1 pseudogene is annotated in these 1,228 nt (G+C 75.9%); it reads left to right on the top strand.

From position 1 onward, the window contains the following. Positions 1–22 precede the first annotated feature (22 nt). Positions 23–1,228, top strand: a pseudogene (locus ABD317_RS28025) (tetratricopeptide repeat protein); the annotation flags it as partial.

Genomic DNA, 1,228 nt, shown 5'->3' with positions numbered 1-1,228 from the left:
CCGAGCGAAGCGAGGCTGGCGCATGAGCACCGGCACCCCCTCCCCCGCGCCGGCCGGGCCGCCCGCCGACATCCACGCCTTCCGGCGCGCGCTGGAGGAGAACGCGCGGGAGCCCGAGGGGCCCGGGCGCAATGCGGGCGCCGAGCGGCTGCTCGCCGAGGCGGAGCAGGCGGGCCGGGCGGGCTTCGTCGTCGAGGCGCTGATCCACCTGCTGCAGACGTACAACTTCAGCTCCGAGCAGGACAAGATGTTCGTCCCGTTCGCGCGGTTGCTGCGCATGTGGGACGAGCGGCCGGAGGACTTCGACGAGGAGGACGCGCACCGGCTGTTCTGGATGTTCAAGTGGGTCTCCTCCGGGATGACCGACCAGCCGCACATCCCGCTGGCCGCGATGGAGAAGTGGCTCGCCGAGATGGAGCACCGCTACCGCGTCGCGGGCCACAGCGAACGGGCCGTGCGGCAGGCGGAGTACCGCATCGCGGAGCACGTCGGCGACGACGCCCGCGCCGCCCGCGCGTACGCCGCCTGGCGCGCCGCCGAGCGCGACTCCATGAGCGACTGCCACGCCTGCGAGCTGCGCGGCCAGGGCAGCTGGGAGGCGGGCCACGGCAACGACGCGGGGGCGCTTGAGCTGTGGCGGCCGGTGCTTACCGGCGTGCACACCTGCGCGCACGAGCCGCACGCCACGCTCGCGGAGTCGCTGCTGCCGCTGCTGCGGCTGGGCCGCCTCGACGAGGCGCGGGCCGGTCATCTGCGCGGGCACCGGATGGTGCGGCGGATGGAGAGCATGCGGTTCGCGTTCGCGCGGCACGTGGAGTTCTGCGCGCTGACGGGCAACGAGGCGCGGGGGCTCGAACTGCTGGCGGAGCGCCCGGCGTATCTGGCAGACCGGGGGGAGCCGTCGAGCCTGATGGCGTACCTGGCGGTGACGGCGCTGCTGACGCGGCGGCTGGCGGCGCTGGGGATGGGCGGTGAGCGGGTGGTGGGCCCGCCGGCGGCCGGGGGCGCGGACGGGGAGTGGACGGTCGCGGAGCTGGGTGCGTACGCGGAGCGGGAGGCGCTGACGCTGGCCGGGCGCTTCGACGCGCGGAACGGTACGGCGGCGGTGTCGGAGAACGTACGCGAGCGGATGGCCCGGGAGCCGCTGGTGGAGCGGCTGCCGCTGGGGCTGCGGGCGCGGCGGCCGCGGTGGCGGGGCGCGGCGGGGGTTACGGCGGGGCCGGCGTGT

Source organism: Streptomyces synnematoformans, assembly GCF_039531005.1.
Classification (GTDB): domain Bacteria; phylum Actinomycetota; class Actinomycetes; order Streptomycetales; family Streptomycetaceae; genus Streptomyces; species Streptomyces synnematoformans.
Note: the sequence above shows the minus strand (reverse complement) of the source record. Positions and strands in the feature narration are given on the sequence as shown.